Below are 26,338 nucleotides of genomic sequence, written 5' to 3'. Positions count from 1 at the left end.
CCTCTCTGCGGGTCTGCATGCCGCTGTGCTGTCTAGTTCCCGTTTTCTGGTGAAATCCGGCAATTTACTTGAATAATTTATACATTTTTTTAACTTTTTTCATAATTATGTCTTTCATTTTCCCTGGAATTCGATTATGATTATAAATAGCAGACTGGCGGCTGCAGGCGGAATCCTCAGATTTTCGGAACCGCGTAATGCAGCGGAAAGGAGAATAAACCATGTCAAAAAAGAAATCAGGCCTTCTTATCGCATTTGGCGCGATGCTCGGCGGCGCAGTTGCGGCCGGTATCTCCTACTATCTGAAATTAAAATCCTTCAACGATGAGCTGGACCAGGATTTTCATGAATACGAGGAAGAGGAGACCCCTTCTGAGGAAACAGAAGAAAAGACGGAACCTGCTCCAGAGAGAACTTATATTACAATCAATTCCGGAAAAGACACAAACGCTGCGGATGATTCCGTAAAAAAAGAAGAGACTAAAGATTCCGAAGAGACGGCATGTCCGGAACCCACAGACGAAAAAGACTCTGTAAAAGAGGAAAACGTACCGGAAGAAAAAACATCCTCCGTTGTAGTTGAGGACGATACGGAGGAAGGAAAAACCGAATGATACAAAGTCTTCTCCGCTCCATGGAGCTATTGGAAGTCCTGAAAGAAAAAAACCGCAATTTCTCAATCGCGGAACTGGCGGAGGCGATGGATCTGCCCCCGAGCACGGTTCACCGGATTCTGCAGACATTCTGTGAGAAGAAATATGTGATCCGCGACGACAGATCCCACACCTACCGTCTTGGCCCGGCGCTGATTCCTCTGGGAAAAGCCGCTGCAAGAGGGATCCGTCTCCAGGATGCCGCCCACGGTATCCTGGCACAGCTGGCAAAACAGACAAAAGAAGACGCATACCTCGTAATTCCAGTGGGAAATAAGGGACTTGTGATTGAAAAGGTAGATGGTCCGAGCCACTTAAAAGTTGTTGAAGAGTTCGGCTATGAGATGTATATGCACTGCGGCGCGATCCGTAAGGTCCTCCTCGCATGGCAGACACCGGCCTTCATCGACGAATACTTCAAAAACATTATTCTCCACGATCAGGCTTTCCCTCATGTCCGCCCGGATGACCTGCGCGAGGAATTAAAAAAGATCCGCCAGGATGGCTACGCCATCACTCACGGAGAGTATGTCACCGACGCCCTTGGAATCGGGGCACCGGTCTTCAACTCCGACGGTGAACTCGCCGGTTCCATTGGAATCATCGCCCCGGAGATCCGGGTCGATACTCCGGAGTTTCTTGACACCCAGAAAGATCTCGTACAGTTCTACGCATCATCCCTTTCCGCCGATCTCGGATATGAGAAGCATGATGTGTTCCAGTAAACGGAATCAATCCTTGGGATACGCATTTTCGGATGCGTATCCCGTTTTTTTGCGCTTTGTTCCCATGCACGCCTGGTCACAAGCATATGCCCTGTCCCAATCTCTCCCCCAGTGCAGCTGTCTGTAAAACCTAATCTTGACTTAAGTCCGAAAAAAGCTGGCGCGCGTCTTTGCATACCAGCTTTCTTCTATCCAATCCGCTTATTCTTTACTCAAGAGCTTTCCGTAAAAGGTCTACTCCTTTTCGGATTTCCTCCTCCGTGAGTCCTGCATATCCGAGAACGATCGTACTCATCTCCTTCGCCTGCGCTCTCTCCATATAGAACCCGGAAAGTCCGTAGACGCGGACTTTTTTTTCTGCTGCTTTTTCTAAAAGCTGCTGTTCCGGCTCCTTCTTCCTGTCTTTTAAGAGCACATGAAGTCCCGCGAATTCTCCTGTGATCTCAAACCGCTTTTCCAGCGGCTTTAATTCCCCTAAAAGCGCGTCATGTTTTCCCTTATAGATCTCGCGCATCCTGTTCAGATGGCGCTCAAAATATCCGCCGGAAATAAATTTCGCCAGGATCCTCTGGTCGACCCTGGACACGGTGGAGGAATAAAATCTTCCTTTCGCCAGGTATACCGACAGCAGCGCCTCCGGCAGCACCATATATCCCACACGGATTGCCGGAGCAATGGCCTTCGAGAATGTTCCCATGTAGATGACACATCCGTTCTGGTCCATCCCCTGAAGTGCCGGGATCGGTTTTCCCTTGTAACGGAATTCACTGTCATAGTCATCCTCGATCAGGTATCTTCCGGGCTGCTCTCCCGCCCAGAAAAGGAGCTCCTGTCTTCTTCTCACCGGCATTACGGTTCCTGTCGGGAACTGGTGGGACGGCATCACATAGGCTGCCTGTACATCCTGCCCCTCAAGTTCCTTCACGCAGAATCCATTCTTATCGATCCCCACCGGCAGTACCTTATGTCCCACACCGGATAGCACCCGGTATGCCTGGCGGTAGGTGGGATTCTCCATGGCGATCACCGCGTCCCTTCCGATGATCTGGGAAAGCAGCATCAGAAGATATTCGTTTCCCGCGCCAATGATGATCTGGGAAACATCGCAGTTTACGCCGCGGGCTGCATGGAGATACTCCCGGATCGCCTCCCTGAGGATCAGATCTCCCTGGGGCTCTCCCTTCAAAAACAGCTCCCGGTCCTCTTCTTTTAAGACCGAGCGGCTGATCTTTCTCCAGGTCGCATAGGGAAATCCTTCCAGATCGATGCCTCTGGGAGAAAAATCGACTTCAAATTTTTCACGAAAAAGCTGCCCCCGGACACTTTCCTTTTCCATGCCCAAAGACAGCTCTTTTTTCTGATCCGGCCGGGCAGCAACAGACTGCGCCACCGGCGGAAAGATTCCGTCCAGTGACGCCACAAAATAGCCTTTTCTCGGAACCGCCTCAAGGTAGCCCTCGGACACCAGCTGCTCGTAGGCGAGCTGCGTTGTGCTCCGGCTGACCTTCAGGCTCTTCGCAAGCTCCCTGGATGAAGGGAGCTGCTTTTCCGGCCTGATATTGCCCTTTCGGATCTCATCTTTGATATACTGATAGATCTGTTCGTACAAGGGTCTCCCCCCCTGTACGTTTAACGGTACGATCAATTCCATAAATCTTTATTTCGGAAGCTTGAAGGAGCTCTTTAAGGAAACGATACGGTTATATACCGGCTGTCCTTCCTTGCTGTCCTTGCAGTCTACGCAGTAGTAACCGTTTCTCATGAACTGGAAGCTGTCGTATGCCTTTGCTTCCATGAGTTTTGGCTCTACATAGGCAGTTGTGATTGTCTTGGAGTTCGGATTTAAGTTCAGGGTTCCGTCAGCGTTCAGCTTGCCTTTCTCCTCATCGACGATATTCTCGTAGAGACGGCACTCTACCTTTCCGGCTGTCGGAGCGGATACCCAGTGGATCGTTCCTTTTACCTTTCTGCCGGTAAAGCCGGAACCACTCTTTGTCTCCGGATCGTATGTGCAGTGGATCTCTGTCACATTTCCGTTCTCGTCCTTCTCGAAGCCTGTGCATGTCACGAAATATGCGCCCATGAGACGTACTTCGTTGCCCGGGAAAAGGCGGAAATACTTCTTCGGCGGATTCTCCATGAAGTCCTCACGCTCGATATAGAGTTCTCTGGAGAACGGAACCTCACGCTCGCCCATCTCTGGATTCTCAAGGTTATTCGGGATGCTCAACATCTCTGTCTGTCCTTCCGGATAGTTGTCAATGATCAGCTTTACCGGATCAAGGACAGCCATCATTCTCGGACGTTTTAACTTCAGATCCTCACGGATACAGTACTCCAGCATCGCGTAGTCTACGGAGCTGTTTGCCTTGGAAACGCCCACGAGTTCTACGAACATTCTCAGAGCTTCCGGTGTGTATCCTCTTCTTCTGAGGGCTGCGATCGTTACAAGACGCGGGTCATCCCAGCCGTCTACGATTCCATCCTCAACGAGCTTCTTAATATAACGCTTACCCGTTACCACGTTTGTCAGGTACATCTTCGCAAACTCGATCTGGCGCGGCGGGTTCTCGAACTCGCACTCTCTTACGACCCAGTCGTAGAGCGGTCTGTGATCCTCGAACTCAAGAGTACAGATAGAGTGTGTGATGTGCTCAACCGCGTCCTCGATCGGATGAGCGAAGTCGTACATCGGATAGATGCACCACTTGTCACCGGTATTGTGGTGTGTCATGTGAGCGACACGGTAGATGACCGGATCACGCATGTTGATATTCGGCGATGCCATATCGATCTTTGCGCGGAGAACCTTCTCTCCGTCCTTGTACATGCCGTTCTTCATGTTCTCAAATAACTGGAGGTTTTCCTCGACAGAACGGTCACGGTACGGGCTGTTCTTACCAGGTGTTGTGAAGTCACCACGGTATTCCTTGATCTGATCAGCAGAGAGATCACAGACGAAAGCTTTTCCCTTTTTAATTAACTTTACAGCGCACTCGTACATCGTATCGAAGTAGTCGGAAGCAAAGAACAGTCTGTCCTCAAAGTCAGCTCCGAGCCACTTTACATCCTCCGTGATGGAGTGCACGAACTCCGTCTTCTCCTTCGTCGGGTTCGTATCATCAAAACGAAGATTGAACTTTCCGCCGTACTCTTTTGCGAGACCGGAGTTTAAGATGATCGATTTTGCATGTCCGATATGAAGGTAGCCGTTTGGCTCCGGTGGGAACCGGGTCTGGACATGGTCATATACTCCTTCCGCAAGATCTTTATCGATTTCCTGCTCGATAAAGTTTTTGGAAACTACTTCTTTTGTTTCCTCAGCCGGTGTCATATTCTCAGCCATATCAATTCCTCCATTTCGTTTTTTCAATAACATGCCCGTACATCTTTCTTCTATTATTTTAACTCCTGCCATTTTCCAGCAGGACCAGATATCGAACTGTTATATATAATATTTAATACTATCACATTTTTCCGAAGAATTAAAGGGGGAATTTCACATGTTTTTCTCATGTTTCCATCAAATTGATTCCTGCATCTGCATTCCGGTCGGTTCTTTCAGTTTTCTTGAAAATTATAGGCGAAAAACACAGAAAATCCTTTGACGAATTCCGTTTCTGGGATTATACTGTGAGTATAGTATGCTAAAAATTTCACAAAACATATAGAACCCGGAGGAAATGATATGGATAAGAATTCTTTCGATCTGATCACATTTGGCGAGATTATGCTGCGTCTCTCCCCGCCGCGCCATGCCCGCATCGTCGATGGCGATATTTTTGAAAAACGTGCCGGCGGAGCAGAACTCAACGTTGCTTCCGGCGTTGCCCTTTTGGGACTTCGTACCGGTATCGTTTCCAAGCTTCCGCAGAATGAGCTCGGAACTTTTATCAAGAACAGGATCCGTTTTGTCGGAGTATCCGATGACTATCTGGTCTACGATGATACGCCGGACGCAAGACTCGGTCTCTACTACTACGAGATGGGCGCCGCTCCGAGAAAGCCTACGATCGTGTATGACCGCCACCAGGCTTCCGTCACAAGGATCAAGATGAGCGAGATCCCGGAGGACATCTACCACTCCGCGAGAATGTTCCACACAAGCGGAATCTCCCTGGCTCTCTGCCAGAACATGCAGAATGTCGCTGTGGAACTGATCCGAAGGTTCAAATCTGCCGGAGCTACGATCTCCTTCGACGTAAACTACCGTGCGAACTTATGGGGTGAGGAGGAAGCGAGAAAAACCATCGAGGAGATCCTTCCGTTAGTCGATGTTCTCTTCATATCTGAGGAGACAAGCCGCCGCATGTTCAAGAAGACCGGTGACCTGAAGGATATCATGAAGAGCTATGCCACTGATTACGGCGTAAAGATCGTTGCCACCACCCAGCGCACGGTCATCAGTCCAAGAAAACACAACTTCACCTCCATCGTCTACGATGCCCGCTCCGATAAATTTTACACGGAAGCGCCGTACAACGATATCGATGTGATCGACCGCATCGGTTCCGGTGATGCCTATGTCGCCGGTGTTCTCTTCGGTCTCTTAAAATATGGAGATCCGGAAAAGGCCATGCAGTTCGGAAACGCCACATCCAGCGTCAAGAACACCGTTCCGGGCGACCTCCCGTCCTCTGACTTCAAGGAAATCGACCGGATCATCCATGAGCATCATTCCACAGGACCTGTCAGTGAGATGAACCGGTAATTACAAATTTGCTCCGTATGAGAGAAAAGGTCTGAGTTTCAGCAGAAATCAGACCTTTTTCTTTTTCATCCAAATTTTTCTTTTTAAATCGATCTGATATACCGTTCTGATGCCGCTGAAAAATTGTTGCCAATAGTTTGTTTCGAGTACGCGACAACCGAAAAATGCCGTGAGAAGATTGCTTTTACCTCTCACGGCATTTTTATTATACTCTTTTACAGATCCAGATCGATAAACTCGAAGTCATCGTCATCCTCGTTTCTCTTCTCAGCCGGTGCCGCTTTCGGCGCTGCCTTCGCGGCCTCCTTCGCAAGGTTCTTTGACAGATCTTTTTCCATATCCGCCACATTCTTTCTCACCGGTCTCTCCGGAGTGTCTGTTCTCTCTGGAACATTCTCTGTCCTCACAGCTTCCCGTCTCTTCGCTGCCGGCCGGCGTGTCTCGGCTGCCTCCGGTCTTCTTCGCGGGATCTGGATTTCTTCCTCTTCCTCATCGAAAAGCTCTTCCCCGCGGGCAGCCGGTCTGGACGCAGCTCTTCTCTCCGGCGCTTTCTCGGACTTTCCGGTCTTCTGCGCCTTTTTCGGCTCGGACTTTCTGTTTTTCCGTCCGCCCTCGTAGTCACCGTAATCGTCATCATATCCGCCGCGGCCCGGATTCTTCGGTGCCTTCGGCTTTCTGAGTAAGAGAACGATAATGATGATCACTAAGAGAATACTGAGTGCAAAAAGCCCGATCACGAACATTCCGCGGATCTCGTAATCCTTAAGCAGACTGTTGTAATCCTCAGCAACCTTTAAGTACTTGCTGCGGGCATCTGCTGCGTCCGGATCCTGGAAGTAACGCTGGAGCGTCATCTCCTTCTGATCGTAGCGGTAGAAGCCTTCCTCACCGTTCTCGTTACGTCCGTAAACGACACAATACTCCGGTGCGGAATCTCCGCTGTCTTTCCAGATCCAGCCGTGGACTGTGTGATCTCCGATATCGATGGTGCACTCGGCAAAACCGTCCGGGAGTGCTGTTCCCTCCGGGATGCACTCAGGCGGAAGCACTACGACTGTCTTCTCTGCCATCTTCACGACTACATAAGCAGATAAAGTGCCTGTCTCGCTGTTGTATACAAAGAAGTCCCCGTTGCCGGAATCATCTGTCATATAAAGTAAGGTCATTCCAGAATCATCTGTAGCTGCCTTTACAGTTCTGCCCTCATACTCGATCTCCGTCGCTGTAAATCCTGACGGAAGCTCAGAATCATCAAAGGTATCCGCAACAGTCCAGCTGCCGTCCTCACCGATGACTCCTGCGTTCGTCTCTGCGGAATCCGCGTCTGTCTCACCGGCGGAAGCTGCCGCGTCGTCAGACTTTGTGACAACGATGGTGTAGGTCTTTGTTGTCTCCCCATCCTCCGCTGTTACGGTACAAGTGATGGTGTTCTCTCCGTCCTGGAGATCATCATTTCCGCTGACAGTCACCTTTGCGCCGCCGTCCTTTGCCGGTGCGCTGACCGTGATGGATGTCACATCGCTTGGAACCGCAGCGGTATACTCGGTCGTATCCGCGGAGAACGCCGGTTTTAAAGTACCCGGTGAGATCGTGAGGGACGCTAAGGACGCGTCCCTGGAAGAAGTATCCGCCGCGTTGATCTTTACGGAAGAGCTTCCAATATGGTTGAGAGTCACTGCCTTGGAGTCGGCATCGTAAACTTCCTGGGATTTCACCGTGATGGAGGAAGTTCCAGCCTTTAAGGCATTAAATTTTAATGTAAAGCTGAACGTCTTCTGGTCCGCAGCCTCCGCAGAACCGATGACGCGGACAGATCCTGCTCCGCCATTGGAGTTCGTACCGCTGACAAATTCAAGGGCATCCGCATCATACTGAAGCATCACATCGGAAGAACCGAGCGCTGCGTCCGCGACGATCTTCATCGTGACGGATATCTGGTCTCCCACCGAAACGGTCGGGTCGGAAAACGAAAGTTTTCCGCTGGCCGCAAATGAAACCACCACGCCAGCCGGCAACAGCATGACCATCAGTGCGAACGCCAACAGCCCCGCCGCCAGTTTTTTCATGTATTTGTTCATATTTCTTTATCTCCTATTCCAGCTTTTTCCAGGCTGATCATTGTCTTGTTTCCATAATTTCCGCCTGTACTTCCAAGCATAGTCTTTCCTGAAATGGATCTTTTTATGACCCGATATTCCCATATCAGTTGCCGGTCACAAGCTTTCCGCTGCCGGTCGCGCCCTCCGGATAAGAGCCGCTCGTTCCTGTCGATGACGTCACGAGCTTTCCAGATCCGGATGCGCCTTCTGGATAAGAACTCTGTGATCCGGAATTTGTGCTTCCAGGGCCAGTGGTGCCGAAACTGCTCCCGCTATTGGATATTCCGGTCGATCCGCCAGGGCCTACCGTAGATCCGGTCGTCGTAAAGCCCGAGGACGAAGAACCTGTGGAACTTCCCGTCGACGGGGAAACTACGGTGGTGCTGCCGTTTCCGTTTCCTTTCGCAATGGAAACCTGGTATGTGCGGACATCACCGTTCTCCGCCTTCACCTGAATCTTCACGATCGTCGTTCCGCTTCCGAGACTGATCGATCCTGCTCCACTGACTGCTGCCTTGGAGTCGATAGCCGTAGCACGGATATTTACAGAGGAAACTGAAGAGTCTACAATGAGATCATACTTCTCCGTATCTTTATTGAAGGTTGGTGTCAGGGAATATCCGTCGATGGTGATCCCTGACAGCTTGTTGTTCGGGCTTCCCGTCACGGTCGGCTTCGCGCAGGCAGTTTCCGGCATGTTGTTGAATACCGGGATCTTGAACACGAGCGCCTGTTTCTTCATCTCATCCGTATAGGCCCTCGCGAGCTTCGCGCCCTCCCCGGCCGCTCCTTCCACGTTTGTCATATACTGATGCTTGTAGGGGCTGCTGCCCTGCACATTAAATTTCTTTAAATAGAAGGTATCCTGTCCATTTTTCAGGAAATTCTCACTGTAGTAGGTCGCGCCGCCGATGATGGACTTTTCGATAGAATTCCACGGTCTTCCGTAGCTTCCCGACTGGGACGCGTACCAAAGACCTCTCGTGACGGCTGACATGGAGCCGGAAGCAAAAGCGCCGATATTAAAGAAATTATAGTAGCCTTCATAGCCGGAGGTCTTTCCTGAAATACTTCCGGATTTACCTATCCCCTGCTCCTGAAGGATCATAGCGCCAAGGACATACGGGTTGACGCCAGTCTGGGCCGCCGCCTTCATAATAATATCCACATAAGTCTGTCCCGTCGGTACCGGTGAAGTGTTTGACGCGCCGGTATTGTCATCAGTGATGGCAGACGCGTCCATTCCCGGACCATACTCTACCTCCGGGAGTGCCGTTGTATACATCTTTCTCTGGCTGATCGTGGAGCTCACCGTAGAACCCGGCCCCTCAAGGCTCACACCCTGATTTTCGCTGCCAGAGCTTATGTTGCCGCTTCCATAAGGACTTCCGCCGGACGTTCCAGAACTCATTCCCGGTCCGTAGTTTTCCCCCTGCTGCAGGGAGCCGGAAACTTCAGTATTCGTTTTACTGTTTATGACTGCCGCTGTACCGGACCCCGAAGTCTCCTGGATACTCTGGGCTGCCGTCGTCTCCTCCGGCGTCTTTTCCAGGAATGTTCCCGTGATCAGGCTCGTAAGTCCCGCTCTCGTCTGGGTATTGCTGTCGAAGGCGTGATGCAGAAACTGGAATACATAGGTATCGTTTAGGAAATTTCTCGGATCCATATAGTAGGCGACAATGTCCTTGGATGCCGCCACCCAGGAAGAACCGTCGAATCCGGTCCAGGTGCTTGTATTCCAGTCGTAAGCGCCGTAGTCTGTGGATTTCCAGGATGAAATGCTCGCCTTCGATACCAGATTCGTTCCGACTGCTCCTTCCGCCTCCATCACATCGCTCCAGTTAAGCCCCGTCTTCTGGGCCTGGAAGACCCAGGTCGGATGTTCCGTGTGAAGGGTCCGCAGAGACGTCTTGTAGCTTTCCGGGAATCCCTGGCTGTTTAAATAGCTCTCAAAGTTCGCGTCATAGCTGTAGGATACCGGGAATTTGATATAGTCTGAACGGACATAGCCTCCCTGTGTCCCTGAACTGGAGGAAAACTGGATCTTATACCAGATCTTCCCGTCGGATCCCGTTGTCTCGGAAACCACTGTCACAGCAGCTCCGTAGGCAAGTTTTTTTACGATAGATCCCGTCGTCCCCGGTGTACTCCGCACATTCAGAGTCGTGGCATTTACTGTCGCCGAGCCTGTCGCCGCGTATACGGAAGACAGCCCGGATATCATCGTTCCGGTGTGAGCCGCACAATCTCCCAAAAGGACCGCCCCCAGCATCAGCGCCAGAAATCTTTTTTGTCTCTTTGTCATGTTTTTCTTCTCTCCCACTGCCGGTTTCGTGAAATTTTGCATAAAATCGACATCATATCCATTATAATGATAAAGGCACTTTTCTGTCAACCGCGCAGGAGAAACTTCACACAAATTCCAAATATTGCCGCATTTTCTTAATAAAAACTTAAAAAAGAAACTATAACCTGCAGAAGCTTCCACCGCCAGTTTCTTTCGAATGCATGACAGCACAAAAGCCCGGCATCTCCTCATGGAAACGCCGGGCCTCATGTTTTTTCGTCAATTACACTTCAGATTTACTGCAAAATTATACCGGGTAAGCTTTATTTGCTTTGTCTGCAGTCTTCTGGTCAACCTTCGTCTGCTGGGCTTCACGGTACTCGAAGAAGTCTTTTGCTACAGCCGGGAACAGAGCATAGGATAATACATCCTCATCCTGCTGCTTCCACTGTGCGCATTCCTTCTCGAATTTCGGTAACTGCGGCTCGATCAGATCTGCTGGACGACAGGTGATCGGAGTCGCGTCACCGATGATCTTCTTCTGGACTTCTTTGTTGAACGGTTTCACCGTCTTACCAAATTCACCCATCATGATCTTCTTGGACTCCTTCGGAACCATCTTATATCTCTCGCCGGCAAGAACGTTCATGACAGCCTGTGTGCCAACGATCTGGGAGGACGGAGTTACAAGCGGCGGCTCACCGAAGTCTTTTCTTACTCTCGGGATCTCCTCAAGCACTGCGCGGTACTTGTCTTCCTGACCAGCTTCCTTTAACTGGGAAACAAGGTTGGAAAGCATTCCGCCCGGTACCTGATACTGGAGCGTCTTGATGTTTACACCGAGAACCTTCGGGTTCAGAAGGCCGCTCTTTAAAGCTTCCTCACGGATCGGTGTGAAGTAATCGGTGATCTCTGCAAGCAGATTCTGGTCATAGCCAGTATCATACTTGGTGCCGCGGAATGTCTCAACCATAACTTCAGTTGCCGGCTGGGATGTACCGAGAGCCAGCGGAGACATTGCGCAGTCAATGATATCGCAGCCTGCTTCCACAGCCTTTAAATATGTCATGGAAGCAACACCGGAGGTATAGTGTGTATGCAGGTCGATCGGCAGCTTTGTGCCCTGTTTCAATGCCGTAACAAGCTCGGAAGCCGCGTACGGAGTTAAAAGACCTGCCATATCCTTGATGCAGAGGGAATCAGCGCCCATGCTCTCGATCTCGGAAGCGATATTCTTCCAGTAATCAAGTGTATACGCATCGCCTAATGTATAGCAAAGGGCGATCTGGGCATGTCCGCCTTCCTTTTTTGTTGCCTTAACGGCAGTCTCAAGGTTTCTGATATCATTCAGGCAGTCAAAAATACGGATAATATCAATACCATTTGCGATGGATTTCTGTACAAAGTACTCAACCACATCATCTGCATAATGATTGTATCCAAGGATATTCTGACCACGGAACAGCATCTGGAGCTTCGTGTTCTTGAATCCAGCTCTCAGTTTTCTGAGTCTCTCCCACGGATCTTCCTTCAGGAAACGCAGGCAGGCATCAAAAGTAGCGCCGCCCCAGCATTCTACTGCGTGGTAGCCAACTTTATCCATTTTGTCAACGATCGGAAGCATCTGATCAGTCGTCATTCTTGTTGCAAGGAGAGACTGATGCGCATCACGAAGAACGGTCTCAACGATCTTAACCGGCTTTTTCTGAACTTCTGCCATTTTATTATCCTCCTACCGGGAGATCTGCCCGGGCAGACCTCCCTATATTAAAAGTTTCGGTTCCAATTAAACTCCGAAGATAGCCATGAAGGTACCTGCAGCAACTGCTGTACCGATAACGCCGGCTACGTTCGGTCCCATTGCGTGCATAAGAAGGAAGTTTGTCGGATCTGCCTCAGAACCAACCTTCTGGGATACACGGGCTGCCATCGGAACTGCGGATACTCCGGCAGAACCGATTAACGGATTAACCTTACCACCAGTTACCTTGCACATGAGCTTACCAAAGATAACGCCGGCTGCTGTACCGAACGCGAACGCGATAAGTCCAAGGATAACGATCTTGATAGTTGTAACTTTTAAGAATCTCTCAGCACTTGTTGTAGCGCCAACGGAAAGACCGAGAACGATTACAACGATGTACATAAGAGCGTTGGAAGCTGTCTCCTGTAACTGTTTAACAACGCCGGACTCACGGAAGAGGTTACCAACCATAAGCATACCAACGAGCGGAGCTGTTGTCGGAAGGATCATACAAACTACGATCGTAACGATAACCGGGAAGAGGATCTTCTCAAGTTTGGATACCGGACGAAGCTGTTCCATCTTGATCTTTCTCTCTTCTTCCGTTGTTAAGAGTTTCATGATCGGCGGCTGAATGATCGGAACGAGAGCCATGTAGGAGTAAGCTGCTACGGCGATCGGTCCCATGAACTCAGTCTGTCCAAGCTTACCTGCAAGGAAGATGGATGTTGGGCCATCAGCACCACCGATGATGGAGATCGCAGCTGCTGCCTTGTCGTTGAAGCCCATGAAAATAGCCATAAAGTAAGCGGCGTAGATACCGAACTGAGCGGCAGCGCCTAAAAGGAAGCTCTTCGGGTTAGCGATGAGCGGACCGAAGTCTGTCATCGCGCCGACACCCATGAAGATCAGGGACGGGAGAATACTCCACTCGTCCAGTAAATAGAAGTAGTGAAGAAGTCCTCCAACACCGTTGGAAGAATCTTCAATGCTCAGCATAATATCCGGATAGATATTTACGAGCAGCATACCAAAGGAAATCGGCACAAGAAGAAGCGGCTCGAACCCTTTACCGATTGCAAGGTAAAGGAAGATACACGCAACTAAGATCATGATCAGGTTTCCTACGCTTAAGTTCAGGAATGCTGTCTGCTGAAGAAGATTCAAAAGTGTATTTTGAATGTATTCCATGTTAATCCCTCCATGTGGAATCTGCAGTCAGCAGAAAATTAGTTTAATGTAGCGAGTGTAGCACCCGGCTCTACGGAATCACCAACAGCAACGTTGATTGTTGCAACAGTGCCGTCCTGCGGAGCAACGATCTCGTTCTCCATCTTCATAGCTTCAAGGATCAGGAGGACCTGACCTCTCTTAACAGCCTGACCTGCAGATGCCTTAACGCCAAGGATCTTACCCGGCATCGGAGCTGTAACTGCTACTGCGCCTGCTGCGCCAGCCTGAGCTGCCGGAGCTGCTGCCGGTGCCGGAGCTGCCTTCGGTGCTGCTGCCGGTGCTGCCTTCGGTGCTGCTGCCTTCGGTGCGGAAGCTGCGCCTGTGAAGCCCTCTTCTACTGTTACTTCATATACATTACCGTTTACTGTGATTGTATAATTTTTCATTGTGATTTCCTCCTGATAATATTAATTCCAGTTTCTGTTAGAAACACGTTTGATGGAGCGGACTACAAGTCCGTTGTCAACAGTCTCTTTTCCCTCATAAGCTGCGATTGCTGCTGTGATCACGGAAACGAGTTCTGTATCATCGGTAAGGTTCTCCTCCTCAGCCGGAGCTGCTGTCGGAGCCGGTGCTGCTGCAGGGGCCGGAGCTGCCGGTGCTGCCACAGGTGCTGCCGCTGCCGCATTTTTCTTTGCTTTCATCTTCGCCTCAAATACGCTGATGTATTTGAACATGCTGATCAGCCAGCTGATGAAGATCAGGACTGCGAATACAACGCCCATACCCATTAAGGTATTCATTCCGGCTTTCGCCATCTTCTCGCCTGTTGTGTAAACCGGGGAGAAGGAAATTGTCTCAACTTTGCTGAGATCTTCGTCCGCGATCAGAGTGAATTCCATCGCTCTCTTCTCGTAAACGGTGTTCATTCTTGCGATATAGCCGTCATCACCTTTTGTAACGACTGCTGTCTCGCTGGAAACGAACGCGCCAAGGTCATCCTTAATGGAATCCCAGGATTTTAACGCATTCTCCATAACAGTATCTTTGTTCTTTACGCTTGTTGCAAGGGCCTGTTCGATGGAAGCGTCATCCATCTGGTTGAACAGATCCAGGTACTGCTGGGAGCCGGACTGCATCGCCATTTCGATCTGCGGATCGATCGTTTCAGCGGTGTCAACGGCTGCAGAGCATCCTGCAAGCGCGAAGAGGCAAACTGCCATGCAGAGTGCAAGCCAGATTCTTCTAATTCTCTGTTTCATATTTCAGCCACCTCATATTAGATCGTTCCGTGCTTTTTGGACGGACGATCCTCTCTTTTTGTGAACAGCATCTCAAATGCAGCAGCTACACGCTGTCTTGTCTCGGAAGCCTCGATGATATCGTCTACATATCCTCTCTTTGCTGCCGCAAGTGCGCTTGCCTGCATCTCATTATACTGTGCTGCTTTTTCATTGATCAGGGCTGCCGCATTGTCAGCCTTTGTGATCTCGTCAGCATACATGATCTTCACAGCCGGTGCTGCTTCCATGACACCGATCTTCGCGTTCTTCCATGCGTATACAATGTCAGAACCGATGGACTTGCTGTTCATGGTAAGACCTGCTGTTCCGTTTGCCTTGCCGACAACGACAGTTACCTTCGGAACGTCAGCGTTTGCGAATGCGTAGGTCAGGCGTGCTGCCGCCTTCGCGATCTTCTTCTCGTTGCATTTGCAGTTCTTGTAACCATCTACATTGACGAGTGTAAGTACCGGGATCTCGAAAGCGTTGCAGAAGTTTACAAATGCTGCTGCTTTCTCACATCCTGCTGCGGTAAGGGCTGCGTCATAAGTAGCAGTCTTCTCGCCGTCTGTATAAACTTCGCTGCGATTTGCAACACAGCCAACGGTAGCTCCGTTTAAGCGGATAAATGCCGTTACCATCTCCGGTGCGTAGTCCTTCTTCATTTCCATGTAGAAGCTGTCATCAGAGATCATGGACAGTGCGATGGATGTATCGCCTGCGCAGTTCTCGATATCTGTGCAGATTCTGTTTAAGTCATCCTCACATTCGCTGTAAGACATGTCATCCTCGTTGTTAGCCGGAAGGATGGAAACAAGGTTTCTGATCTCTGTGAAAATTTCTTTCTCGGAGCCAGTCGCGCATACGTTTCCTGTCTCTTTTGCCTGATACTCAGCGCTGGAATTATCAGCATCGTTCTCAGCGATTACAAACGGAGCATTCACAAACATTTTTGCGTCCTGTTCCATAAATGTGAAATCAGCCATTTCAGATGCCACAGCCATTCCGCCGCCGCAGTTTCCAAACACAGCCTGGATCTGCGGGATCACACCGGATGCCATTGCCTGGCAGACATAAAGTTTGCCGAAGCCGTCCAGGGCATCCATGCTTTCCTGGAGTCTGAATCCTGCACAGTCTACCAGGGCAACAATGGGTGCGCCCATTTTCATGGCCATACTATAGAGCTTCTCGATCTTCTTTGCGTGCATTTCGCCGATGGATCCGCCCATTACGGACGCGTCCTGGCTGTACACATAGACGAGAGCGCCATTGATAGTACCATAACCGGTAACAACACCATCTGCAGGGGTTTCCTGAGACTGCATGTTGTAATCAGTGCTTCTGGCAGTAATATAAGCACCAACCTCAACAAAGCTGTTGTCATCAAGCAATTCATGAATTCTGTTGATTGCCGACGTTTTTGTCATTTTGCTGTCCTCCATTATTCCTTAAATTGACGAAAATCAAATTTCTGCCTAGTGTAATAATAAACGGATTTGATGCAAAATTCAAGGAGTTTTTCCCCGCCTTAGCAACATTTTTATCCCTTTTCGTCAGAAAAATTTAAGAAACTTTTTTTCTAATGCCTGTCTCGTGATGCAGTTAATTTTTTAAACCTTCTGCTTCCAGATGACGTTTCATCTCAGTAAAGCCCCGCCCGCGGACTTCTCCGACCTGGTGAACCACCATGAATGCTTCCGGATCGATGTCCATCACGATGCGGTTTAATTTCTGAAGTTCCCTGCCGGAAACTACGGTGACGACGGCCATGGACGTCTTTCTTAAGTGCCCGCCCTCGATCTGGAATAATGTGGTTCCACGGTCAAGCTGTTCCTGCACTGCGATATTGATCTCCTCGTATTTCTCGCTGATGATCTTCGCCTGTACCTGCTTTTTGCCCATCATGAGCATCTTGTCCAAGATCACGGTGTAGACCATGACCATGATAATCCCGTAGAGGATCTTTTCCCGGTCGCGGAACAAAAGCTGGGATAAGAGGATCGCCACATCGAAAACGTACATGGACACAGATACCGGAACCTTAAAGCGTTTCTGCAGGACAAGCGGAGGGATGTCCATGCCGCCGGTGGAGGCACCGGAGCGGATCACGAACCCCAGAGCGAATCCGATCATGATCCCAGCAAAGATGGCACAGAGCATGGGATCCGTTGTGAATACGAAGTCTCCCGCCAGGGCGGTCAGGCGGTCAAGGATGAACGGGTAATAAAATGTCGCAAGCAGGGTTGTTGCCGCAAATTTTTTTCCCAGCTCCAGCCAGCCGAGACCGAACATGATAATATTGAAGACTGCCACGAAGCCAGAAAGAGGGATCCCGAAGAAATGCTGTGCCATAAGGCCAAGTCCTGTGGTTCCCGCGGCGATCATGTCCAACGGCAGAATGAAGAGGACGACTCCCGCAGCGTAGACCGTGAGACCGAACAGGATAACCGCAGTCTGGATAACGGCAGATGCTGCCCTGTTCTGTTTTGTTTCTGATGTTTCCATTTATTTTTGTTTCCTTTCTCTTTATATTCTGTTTATTGTTGTTTGTATTGTTTATATATTTTATATTATTTAATTTTTTCCTTTGCAATTTTCCACGTTTTCTATTCTTTTCACTACCTCTTTATCACAGAAAAGCGCGCAAAAAAAGGACGCCCGAAGGCGTCCTCATGAATTTTCCTTATTTGCCGAAAACTGCTTCATAGTCTTTACGGAATTTCTCAATTCCCTGGTCAGTTAACGGGTGATGTGTCATCTGCTCGATTACTTTGTACGGAACCGTCGCGATATCGGCACCTGCGAGTGCGCACTCTGTTACATGCATGGTGTGTCGTACGCTTGCCGCGATGATCTCTGTCTCGATATCATGGAGAGCGAAGATCTCTGCAACAGTGTCGATGAGATCGATACCCGGCTGGGAGATATCATCGAGACGTCCTACGAACGGGGACACATAAGCTGCGCCTGCTCTGGCTGCAAGAAGTGCCTGGTTGGCGGAGAAGATCAGGGTCACATTCACCTTGATGCCTTCGGAAGAAAGCACTTTTGTCGCCTTTAAGCCTTCCACCGTCATCGGGATCTTTACGACCATATTCGAATGGATCTTCGCGATCTCACGTCCCTCTGCGATCATTCCCTCCGCGTCAGTTGTTGTCGCCTTTACCTCACCGCTGATCGGTCCGTCTACGATAGAAGCGATCTCTTTTAAAGTCTCAACATAATCTTTTCCTTCTTTTGCGATCAGTGACGGATTTGTTGTAACTCCACAGATCACTCCCATGTCATTTGCTTTGCGGATCTCATCCACATTGGCTGTATCAATGAAAAACTTCATTGGTTCCCCCTCCTGTTTTTTCTAATAATCGTAACTGCCCGGTATTTTCGCAGCTACAAACCGTCATATAAGTCCATTTTAACATGAGGACATGTTTTGTCAATGCATTTCGACGTTTTTCCCGGATTCTGTCCATTCCCGAATGCGTGTTCGTGAACAGATGCAGATCACAGCAGGTGAGCGCGTTTGGTGTGGAAATCCACCAGGAGACATCCTTTTTATCCGGCATACGGGATAAATTCAAAACAATCCTCTTCATACACCCCGTCGATCTCGAATCCCCAGCCTTTATCCGACTTTCCCACCGCCAGACGGCATCTGCGTCCATCGGAAAGCTCCATGTCCACAAAACTTTCCAGATCCGTTGCCCGGACATAATACTTTGTTCCGGCAGGAAGCTTTTCCTCTTTCCCGCTGCCATCCGCGTCGAAGACTGTCACCGGAAGCTCCCTCGTGGATACCAGCGCCGCCTCATCCTCCTTTGAATCGCAGACATTGACTTTTGTATACACATCATTCTCTGCCACCGGCATCCCGCTCTCACCCACATGGAATTTCCGGTAAGCGTCATATGTTCCCAGGGCATCCACTCTGCGGGTAAGGTAAAATCCATCCGGATCATTTAACAGGGCGCCATGAGGACTGTCATTCGATGTACCAACATGGCAGATCTCTTCTCCCTTCAGGTCAAAGACTTCCATGGTCCTCCAGTCATTCTCACTCTGGATCTCCGTGTAGAGATATGGGTGCCCGTCATCTGTCATGACGATCCAGCCGTACTGGGGCTGTCCATAGAGTTCCATCGTGAATTCTTTCTTCTTTCCACCCTGTTCCCGCTCGATCGTGATATTTCTCGCGTCATACCCGTCTGCGGCATCATCAAAATGATAACTCACAGAAGTATCGTTTTCCTCGTGCTCATACGTCACAGTCTCCCATGGACTGATCTTTTCTGCCCAGCCTTCTGAAGCTTTCCCTATATAGTCTGTCTGGAACATCGCTTCATTTCCGGCAAACGGAACCTCCACTTCAACAGCTCCTGCCGCATATGAGGCGATAACATACTGATCAAAATGAATGCACACACCTGTTTTTGTGATGCACCATCCCAGTGGCCCATATCCATCCGTCCCCGCAAACAGACTGTCCACAGTCATTTCATAATCTTCGAATAATTCCTTCTCCTCCTTCTGGTCAGAAAGCTCCTCCTCCACATATTTCCGGAATCCCGGAAGATCTTTTACTACATCGCAAAGTTCCAGCTCTTTTCCTGTCTGCGTATCGAAATTGTGGTATTCCGTCACAGAGCTTGGATGCGCGCCTCCCAGATCATAATATTTCAGCCAGTACATACTGACGACCGTATGGTCGAAGCGGACCGGATTAAATTCATAATTGCAGACATATGACTGCTTCCTGTCCGGGTAATTGTTCCGCATATCCTCAGCTTCTTTTTTATAGGAGACATACTCCTCTTTATTCTGGCTGACCAGGTTTTTATTCAGGAAAATGAGCGACTGCTTCAGCGCATCATATCCGTCCCCCTGTACATAGACCTTGTCGCAGCGCGATGTGATGATTGGAGTCTGGTCTGTGTCATCCCATTCCCCGTCATATTCCCCGCTTACCGCGATAGGGATCAGGGTGAAGCGGTCCGTCTGGGCATCCGCGCCCGTATTCCCATTTTGATCAGTGCCCGATATGCTCTCCACCGCACTCTCCGGCTCACGTTCCGCTGTGGATCCAGTCTCACCGCTCTCCTGTGTCGTCTCCGCCGCTGTATCCACCGTCACTATATCTTTTTTCTGACAGCCGGTCATGAGACTCATTGCGATCAGGAGATATAGACCATATTTTCTCATACTGTTTCCTCCCTTTATCAATTTTTATAACCATTCGATTTTATTTGCCGATGACATGCAGCATTCACATTCTGTTTCCCTTTGCAGCCGAAATTTTCCTGTATCAGGATTATTCCTTTTTATAGCCTTATCTTATCGCACATGCTCCGGGGAATCCATTTCTTTTCCCTTACGAATTCTTAAAACAAAGCGGAAGAAAACAGAACGTACAGCGGATCTCCCCCTCTTGCAAAAAATTTCGGCATATTTGGGCATAAAAATACCGGAAACAGGCAGTTCCCCATTTCCGGCATTTTCATCATATTCTCATATATCTATTTTATCTGCGCGCCGCGTCTCTACAGCATCCAATCCTTCAAAACATCGTGATCACGCAGAAGTTTTCCAACGATCGTCTTATCGATCTTTCTGAGCAGCGGCTTTTTCAACATTTCAAACGGCATCGGAAGCTTCATCTCAAGCGGGGACTTTCCGTCCATGAGCTTCACCGTGCTGTCTAAGAGCTCTCTCACATCATAGACACTGCCCCATACCTCCGGCACACCGCGGTCCACTCCACAGAGTCCGTATACTGCCTCCATGGCGGTACGGACAGAATACTCTGTGGTAAAGATCGTATCTCTCGGAGTCTCCGCAAACTGTCCAAGGAAAGCTGCATTTACAGAACCGTCCGGAATCACATCCGGGCGGTCTCCGGCAGCTCTCGGCATAAAGAACGCTGTGATATATGGCATCATGGTCGGCGTGCAGTTGCACTCTTCTCCTGCCAGTCTCCCGATGTCCTCCACCGGGATTCCGAGATGATACAGCCACTCGGCGGTGATCTCCTTACCGGTACACTCCTTCATGGGTTTCTTCACATAGTCGCCCGGGACATCGGTGAACAGGCTGTATACCCATACACACACCTCATCCTTCTTCTGATTCTTGAACTGTCCCTGGCGGTTGATGGTCCAGCTCAAAAGCCACTTGGAATCGCGGCAGCTCACGATACCGCCGGTAACAACTTTGCCTGTCCTCGGGTCGCGCTTGCAGATTTTCTTGATCTGGTCGATGATCTCTTCATTTGCGGTGGTGACCGTCGCAGACTCCCAGTTCGTCTTCTTGATATCGGAGCAGAATTTTTCCGGATGACCGAAGGACGGATCCTGTGCTGCAATTTTCTTCCAGAGGCTCCAGCAGCCGCTGCTTCTCACTTCCGCGTCACCCACCGGCGCATGGTTCTGGTCACCGTAGATCGTGCCTTCTGTACAGCTTCCGTTTGTGATAAACACAAGGTCCTTTTCCGTCAGCGGGATCTCCGTGTCCCCGGTCTTCGTGCGGCACTCGATAGCGCGGGCCGTCTTCTTTCCGTCCGTGATCTCAAAGCGGACGTTTGTGACCTCTGTGCCGAACCGAAACTCCACGCCTGCCGCCTCCAGGTATTTCTGCATCGGCAGAATCAGGGATTCGTACTGGTTGTAGCGGGTGAATTTCAGAGCGGAGAAGTCCGGAAGGCCGCCGATATGGTGGATAAATCTCTGGAAGTACCGCTTCATCTCCAGGGCGCTGTGCCAGTTTTCAAAGGCGAACATGGTTCTCCAGTAAAGCCAGAATTGGGAGCCGAATACCTCATCATCGAACACATCCTCGATGGTTTTGTCATAGAGATCCTCATCCTTCGTGAAGAAGAGCTTCATGATCTCCATACTGCCCTTCTGGCTCAGACCAAACTTTCCGTCCGTATGGGCATCCTCGCCGCGGCGCTCTGTGGCACGACAGAGAGAATAGTTCGGGTCATGCTTGTTTAACCAGTAATACTCATCGAGAACGGACGCGCCTGGAACCTCCAGGGACGGGATGCTGTGGAACAGATCCCAGAGGCACTCGAAATGATCCTCCATTTCGCGGCCGCCGCGCATCACATATCCTCTTGTCGGATCATCGATTCCGTCGCAGGCACCTCCGGCGATATCCATGGCCTCTAAGATGTGGATGTTCTTTCCCGGCATCTGGGCATCGCGGACGAGAAAGCATGCCGCTGCCAGGGATGCGAGACCGCTTCCCACAAGGTACGCGGACTTCTCCTCGATTCCCGCCGGCTTCTCCGGGCGGGCGAACGCTTCGTAGTTTCCGTTTGTGTAGTAGATTCCCTTGCTGTTCTTATCATGTTTTCCGAGTTCTGTGTTGCGGTAATCGTATCTGCTTCCATGGGAAGTCTTTTTCATCTTATCCATTTCCATGTTTCCGCGCTTCTTCGCCGCGAGTACCGCTGTGATTCCAGCTCCGGCCGCCAGAACTGCTCCGGCTTTCCATCCTTTTTTGCTCATCGTTTCTGGTTTCCTTTCCTGTTTATTTCATTTCTACATTCCGTATCATGTAGTTTTCATAACTATATTGCTGCTTTTGATAGTAATCCTTTCCACGGGCTTTGTCAAGCTTTCCATTCAAATATTTTGAACGCAAAAGTTTTTTCTGCGCTTCCCGCCTTTTATCTTCTCCTTTTTTCTGATTTTCATTCAAAAAGTACCCCGCCCGCTGTCTCTATAGGGGCAGCGAACAGGGTACTAAAAAGGGGAGGATAAGTATTAATCTTTTTCTTTTGTACTGGTCATAGGATTGCCCGTTTTTCCGTTTTTATACATTCATCATTGATTTTCCATACACATTTTTTTATAATAAGCTTACGGAATACATTCAGATTGGAGAATACAGAAATCATGAAAAATCTTGTAATCGGACAGTCCGGCGGACCTACCGCCGTCATCAACGCGAGCCTTTATGGTGCGGTAAAAGCATTCAGGGAATCCGGCGCGGACGGGCATGTTCTCGGAATGATCAACGGAATCGAGGGATTCCTCGCTGACCATGTGATGGACCTTTCCACGGACCTCTCTGACAAGGAACTTGAGCTCTTAAAGCTCACTCCGGCCGCATACCTTGGTTCCTGCCGTTATAAACTTCCGGCAGATTTAGACAGTGAAGTTTACCCTGCGATCTTCGATAACTTCCGTGAGATGAACATCGGATACTTCCTCTATGTGGGCGGAAACGACTCCATGGATACCGTGGACAAGCTCTCCCGCTATGCGGAGAAGATTGGAAGCGATGTGAAATTCATCGGAATCCCGAAGACCATCGACAACGATCTTGTCCTCACCGACCACACACCGGGCTTCGGAAGCGCCGCAAAGTATGTTGCCTCCACCGTCCGCGAGATCGTCCTCGACGCCTCCGTCTATCAGCAGAGATCCGTCACCATCGTCGAGATCATGGGACGCCACGCAGGATGGCTCACCGCTGCTTCCAGGCTTGCAAGAAAATATGAGGGCGACAACCCATGCCTTATCTACCTCCCGGAGACTCCGTTCTCCTTAGAGCAGTTCTATAATGACCTGGACGCTGCATTCAAGAAATCCCCGAACCTCGTTGTCTGCGTCTCCGAGGGAATTGCCGATGAGGGCGGCACCTTTGTCTGCGAGTACTCCGACGCAGCGAAGCTCGATTCCTTCGGTCACAAGATGCTCACCGGCTGCGGTGAGGTCTTGGAAAGCTTTGTCCGCGACAAGTTCGGCGTGAAAGTCCGCTCCATCGAGTTAAATGTCAACCAGCGCTGCAGCGGCATGATGGTATCTGAGACGGATATCGAGGAAGCTGCCATGGCAGGCGCTGCCGGTGTGAAGGCAGTTCTCGCCGGGGAGACAAAGAAGATGATCGCCTTCAAGCGTGACTCCGACATGCCGTACAAGATGCACTGCACACCGGAGGATGTAAGCCTCATCTGCAATCAGGAAAAGAAATTCCCAAAGGAATGGATCAACGCGGCAGGAAACGATATCACCGATGACTTCTCAGCTTACGCTCTCCCGCTGATCCAGGGCGAGCCGAAGCGCGTGATGGAGAACGGGGTGCCGAAATACCTGTACAGAAAGTAAGTTTGGTATTATCACCCATAACCGCGAATTTTAACAAAACTCTTCAACAAAAGCAAAAGCCCGTGAAAACATGCTTCCACGGGCTTTTTCCTTTTCTTTCCTTGGTAAGAACTCTCCCACTTCCTGTCCCAGACTTATTCAAGATCGAAACAGCCCTGCACCGCTGCCAAACGAAATCCACTTTTCCATTTAACTGCTGCACAGAGCTGTTTATTTTTCATATTCCATTAATTCACTTCACTGATATCCATCAGCCCGCACCCGTCATAGAAGAACTTTAAAATCTCCTGGCAGGTCTTTCCCTGCTTTGCCATGCCCTGGGCACCGTTCTGGCTCATGCCGACACCGTGTCCGAAGCCGCCTCCGTAGATTGTGAAGGTCGTCACCTGATTTTCATCGGTTCCGTTGTTCTCGATATAGATGAAACCGCTGGGAAGTGTATCCCATCCCGTAGATGTGGAACCGTCTTTCCTGTTGTATACAAGTGATACATTTCCGAGAATGCTGCGGATCCTGCTCTGCCCGGAAAATGTCTTGGAACCTTCCGTTCCAACGACCTTCAGGGTCTTCGCGTATCCACCCGCTCCCCTGGATGTGATCGTAAGTCCCGTGATCCTGCCGCCCCCGCCGATCTTTTCGTCCAGGATCGTGCTGGTGGTCTTCGTGTTCCAACGGAACATCGGGAAGTCAGAGTCGTAGGCATCTGTGTTCTCGTCCTTGATAAAGCTCTCAAAGGCCTCGTTGGATGTCAGATCCAGCTTCTTCGCCTTGTTGTTGATCGTGACTGCCCTGAGGTACGGCGTGTTGGACGCATCCGCTCCCCACACACTTCCGTCGGTTCCATGCCCGTCAGATGTGGAGTAATAGAACGCCTCGATGGGATCCCCGTTGTATTCCAGAAGCTGACCAAAGGTCTCATTCACAGCGGTATCCGTGGAATCGAAGGTCAGCGTGTTGTTGTACACCTGGAAATTCGTGCTGTCATCCACATGGGCACCGTAGGTCGAGTAGGCATTGCCCTGAATCTGCCTCCATGCGTAGGTTCTCGCACAGACCGCCTGGGCCTTCAGCGCCTCCAGCTCATAAGTCGGCGGCATCTCGCTCGGTGTCACCCGCTTTAAATATTCCTCGAGATCCACCTCGTTTAAGAGAAGCAGGCCGTCGCTCTCCTCCGTGATCTCCATATGTCCCGGATAGACGGGCATTCCCTGAGCGCGCTCCAGACTGTGTACCGTGATCATTCCGCCTTCATTTGCGGAACGGAATGTGAGACGCCCACTTGCGACCCTTGAATCTCCCGGTTTTATCGTCACCGTCTCCCCTGCTGCGATGGACTCCGTCTTTGCATCCTTCTCATCTCCGTACTCCAACACTGCCATGGAGTCGCAGGAAAGTGTGATCGTATCATGGAACAGTGACTTAAATCCGTTCGTCATGATAAGCACGCGGATCATGTCGATATCCGGTTTCTCCGTCGTCAGGGCCGCACAGATCTTTCCATCCGCCACCACAAATTCCTGCATGTGGTAGCCGACGAGAATATCCTTCTTCTGCTGTTCCCTGAGAACACCGTAGGTCCGATAGATCTTAAACTGATCCGCCAGCGGCACGCTGCCGTAGCCGTCGATCTCAATCTCTGTGTCGCGGACCGCAAGGACCGTTCCGGTGATCTTCTCTTTCTTCAGCACCAGTCGTTTTGGGGTTCCGCCCTTTAAGTACAGATCTCCGATCTGACCGGAGATCTCGCTCTCATCCTTTAAAACTCCCTTTACCGGAAATTCCCTCTGGATATTTCCGATAAAGACCGTCACTGTCTTTCCGGAGAATCCCGAGATCCAGGCATTCTCGTAGACGATCTCGTCCGAGACCATCTCCTCCACCTTTAAGATCTCATCGTCTCTCGCCAGAAACCGGATCTTCTGATCAATATATCCGTCGAGGTAAAGTCCCTCAAACTGAAAAATACCGTCCCTCGTGTAGGCTGTCCATGCAGGCGCACCATCCACATTGTCCGGTGTTCCGTAAAGGTCCGTCTCCACCTCGGCCACAGCTCTGTCCGGATCCACCGCCGCGCGGAACGCGTCATAGAACTTCCAGAAATTCTCACTGGAGACCGCCTTTTTCGCCCGGTCACCGGAATCCACATAAGAAAGGAGCGCATCTGTTTCCCCTTTTCCCTCTTCCGATGCCTTTTTTGCCCAGTCTGAAAGAACCGCGTATGTAACTGCGGACGTAGCGCTCCGCTCGTCCGCTTTGACCGATCCGCTGTCAAGATATCCCTGACCATAGAGGTAGTCCATATATTTCACATACCACTGGTCCGATAGATCTTCATCAAAATTCGACGTCTCCGGCGCATTTTCAAGAATTCCATCCCCCGACTCCAGTGTCAGTGCCACCGTCCGGGATGCCGCTGCCAGGGAGACTCCATCCTCTTCCCTGTCCAGAAGTACGATCACGATCAGCAGAACCACGATGAACGTCGTGACTCCCGCCATCCAGTTTATCAGTTTCCTTCTCTCGTTCATAATTCCTTTCCCGACCAGAACC

At 50.2% G+C, this 26,338-nt stretch carries 19 protein-coding genes; 4 read left to right on the top strand and 15 right to left on the bottom strand.

The window, feature by feature from the left end; translation table 11 throughout:
- The first annotated feature begins 221 nt into the window (after window positions 1–221).
- Both DW677_RS02770 and DW677_RS02765 read left to right on the top strand, forming a co-directional pair.
- Window positions 222–614 carry a hypothetical protein gene (locus tag DW677_RS02770; protein WP_015554837.1) on the top strand — a complete coding sequence of 131 codons (393 nt, stop codon included), beginning with the start codon at window positions 222–224 and terminating at the stop codon, window positions 612–614.
- Window positions 611–1,378, top strand: a complete 768-nt coding sequence (locus DW677_RS02765) for an IclR family transcriptional regulator (RefSeq protein WP_015554838.1) — start codon at window positions 611–613, stop codon at window positions 1,376–1,378. Before DW677_RS02770 ends, DW677_RS02765 begins: the two co-directional genes overlap by 4 nt.
- Before the next feature lie 208 nt (window positions 1,379–1,586).
- Here DW677_RS02765 and DW677_RS02760 read toward each other — a convergent pair whose 3' ends face one another.
- Both DW677_RS02760 and DW677_RS02755 read right to left on the bottom strand, forming a co-directional pair.
- Window positions 1,587–2,987 carry a PLP-dependent aminotransferase family protein gene (locus tag DW677_RS02760; RefSeq protein ID WP_347473013.1) on the bottom strand — a complete coding sequence of 467 codons (1,401 nt, stop codon included), beginning with the start codon at window positions 2,985–2,987 and terminating at the stop codon, window positions 1,587–1,589.
- Between the two features lie 48 nt (window positions 2,988–3,035).
- A complete protein-coding gene (locus tag DW677_RS02755) occupies window positions 3,036–4,724 on the bottom strand; it encodes a glutamine--tRNA ligase/YqeY domain fusion protein (RefSeq protein ID WP_021906026.1) in 1,689 nt (562 codons plus the stop codon).
- A 342-nt stretch (window positions 4,725–5,066) separates the two neighbouring features.
- Here DW677_RS02755 and DW677_RS02750 point away from each other — a divergent pair, with 342 nt between their 5' ends.
- Entirely contained in the window at window positions 5,067–6,089 is a 1,023-nt protein-coding gene (locus DW677_RS02750; protein ID WP_117566447.1) for a sugar kinase, read from the top strand.
- A 215-nt stretch (window positions 6,090–6,304) separates the two neighbouring features.
- Here DW677_RS02750 and DW677_RS02745 read toward each other — a convergent pair whose 3' ends face one another.
- The 12 genes from DW677_RS02745 to DW677_RS18220 all read right to left on the bottom strand — a co-directional run bounded on the left by DW677_RS02745 (window position 6,305) and on the right by DW677_RS18220 (window position 22,376).
- Window positions 6,305–8,167 carry a cadherin-like beta sandwich domain-containing protein gene (locus tag DW677_RS02745; RefSeq protein WP_117566446.1) on the bottom strand — a complete coding sequence of 621 codons (1,863 nt, stop codon included), beginning with the start codon at window positions 8,165–8,167 and terminating at the stop codon, window positions 6,305–6,307.
- Between the two features lie 124 nt (window positions 8,168–8,291).
- Window positions 8,292–10,493 (bottom strand): SH3 domain-containing protein, encoded by a 2,202-nt coding sequence (locus tag DW677_RS02740; RefSeq protein ID WP_117566493.1) that lies wholly within the window; start codon window positions 10,491–10,493, stop codon window positions 8,292–8,294.
- 289 nt (window positions 10,494–10,782) lie between these two features.
- Window positions 10,783–12,195: an oxaloacetate decarboxylase subunit alpha gene (locus tag DW677_RS02735; RefSeq protein ID WP_117566445.1), complete on the bottom strand. Its 1,413-nt coding sequence runs from the start codon at window positions 12,193–12,195 to the stop codon at window positions 10,783–10,785.
- Between the two features lie 66 nt (window positions 12,196–12,261).
- Window positions 12,262–13,410 carry a sodium ion-translocating decarboxylase subunit beta gene (locus DW677_RS02730; RefSeq protein ID WP_015554843.1) on the bottom strand — a complete coding sequence of 383 codons (1,149 nt, stop codon included), beginning with the start codon at window positions 13,408–13,410 and terminating at the stop codon, window positions 12,262–12,264.
- A gap of 38 nt (window positions 13,411–13,448) precedes the next feature.
- Complete coding sequence (locus tag DW677_RS02725; RefSeq protein WP_117566444.1) at window positions 13,449–13,838, bottom strand: biotin/lipoyl-containing protein; 390 nt, start codon at window positions 13,836–13,838, stop codon at window positions 13,449–13,451.
- Between the two features lie 21 nt (window positions 13,839–13,859).
- A complete protein-coding gene (locus DW677_RS02720) occupies window positions 13,860–14,654 on the bottom strand; it encodes an OadG family transporter subunit (protein WP_117566443.1) in 795 nt (264 codons plus the stop codon).
- A 17-nt stretch (window positions 14,655–14,671) separates the two neighbouring features.
- On the bottom strand, window positions 14,672–16,102 hold the full coding sequence (locus tag DW677_RS02715) for a carboxyl transferase domain-containing protein (protein ID WP_242992099.1): 1,431 nt from the start codon (window positions 16,100–16,102) through the stop codon (window positions 14,672–14,674).
- A 175-nt stretch (window positions 16,103–16,277) separates the two neighbouring features.
- Window positions 16,278–17,180 carry a YitT family protein gene (locus DW677_RS02710; RefSeq protein ID WP_117566441.1) on the bottom strand — a complete coding sequence of 301 codons (903 nt, stop codon included), beginning with the start codon at window positions 17,178–17,180 and terminating at the stop codon, window positions 16,278–16,280.
- Window positions 17,181–17,358: 178 nt separating this feature from the next.
- The gene (gene fsa, locus DW677_RS02705; RefSeq protein WP_117552186.1) at window positions 17,359–18,012 is read right to left on the bottom strand and encodes a fructose-6-phosphate aldolase; all 654 of its coding nucleotides are present in this window, start codon (window positions 18,010–18,012) and stop codon (window positions 17,359–17,361) included.
- 218 nt (window positions 18,013–18,230) lie between these two features.
- Window positions 18,231–19,874 (bottom strand): DUF3298 and DUF4163 domain-containing protein, encoded by a 1,644-nt coding sequence (locus tag DW677_RS02695; protein ID WP_117566440.1) that lies wholly within the window; start codon window positions 19,872–19,874, stop codon window positions 18,231–18,233.
- A gap of 338 nt (window positions 19,875–20,212) precedes the next feature.
- The gene (locus DW677_RS02690; protein WP_117566439.1) at window positions 20,213–22,183 is read right to left on the bottom strand and encodes an oleate hydratase; all 1,971 of its coding nucleotides are present in this window, start codon (window positions 22,181–22,183) and stop codon (window positions 20,213–20,215) included.
- Window positions 22,184–22,205: 22 nt separating this feature from the next.
- Window positions 22,206–22,376, bottom strand: coding sequence for a hypothetical protein (locus DW677_RS18220; protein WP_158552983.1), 171 nt, complete (start codon window positions 22,374–22,376; stop codon window positions 22,206–22,208).
- A gap of 197 nt (window positions 22,377–22,573) precedes the next feature.
- Here DW677_RS18220 and DW677_RS02685 point away from each other — a divergent pair, with 197 nt between their 5' ends.
- Window positions 22,574–23,788 carry a 6-phosphofructokinase gene (locus tag DW677_RS02685; RefSeq protein ID WP_252196285.1) on the top strand — a complete coding sequence of 405 codons (1,215 nt, stop codon included), beginning with the start codon at window positions 22,574–22,576 and terminating at the stop codon, window positions 23,786–23,788.
- A 227-nt stretch (window positions 23,789–24,015) separates the two neighbouring features.
- Here the strand turns inward: DW677_RS02685 and DW677_RS02680 are convergent, their stop codons facing one another.
- Complete coding sequence (locus DW677_RS02680; protein WP_117566438.1) at window positions 24,016–26,316, bottom strand: SpoIID/LytB domain-containing protein; 2,301 nt, start codon at window positions 26,314–26,316, stop codon at window positions 24,016–24,018.
- Window positions 26,317–26,338: the final 22 nt, after the last annotated feature.

Origin of the sequence: Clostridium sp. AM25-23AC (assembly GCF_003435125.1) — a bacterium.
Taxonomy (GTDB): domain Bacteria; phylum Bacillota; class Clostridia; order Lachnospirales; family Lachnospiraceae; genus Pilosibacter; species Pilosibacter fragilis.
Note: the sequence above shows the minus strand (reverse complement) of the source record. Positions and strands in the feature narration are given on the sequence as shown.